Annotated in this window: 1 protein-coding gene; it reads left to right on the top strand. The window is 64.7% G+C overall.

Translation table 11 applies throughout. The features are described 5' to 3' along the window. Positions 1-255 (top strand): aldehyde dehydrogenase family protein (locus IB264_RS35760; RefSeq protein WP_192435391.1); only part of this gene is annotated, 255 nt, incomplete at both ends.

Below are 255 nucleotides of genomic sequence, written 5' to 3'. Positions count from 1 at the left end.
GCTCCTGGGCGATCGTCGATATTCTCCATCGCGCCGGCCTGCCGAAGGGCGTGCTGAACCTGGTGATGGGCAAGGGCTCGGTCGTCGGCCAGACGATGCTCGACAGCCCCGACATCCAGGCGATCACGTTTACCGGCTCGACCGGCACCGGCAAACGCGTGGCACTGGCCTCGGTCGAGCACAATCGCAAGTACCAGCTGGAGATGGGCGGCAAGAACCCGTTCGTGGTGCTCGACGACGCCGATCTTAGCGTTG

Source organism: Ensifer sp. ENS11, assembly GCF_014851895.1.
Classification (GTDB): domain Bacteria; phylum Pseudomonadota; class Alphaproteobacteria; order Rhizobiales; family Rhizobiaceae; genus Ensifer; species Ensifer canadensis.
This window is presented reverse-complemented; position numbering and strand designations above follow the sequence as displayed.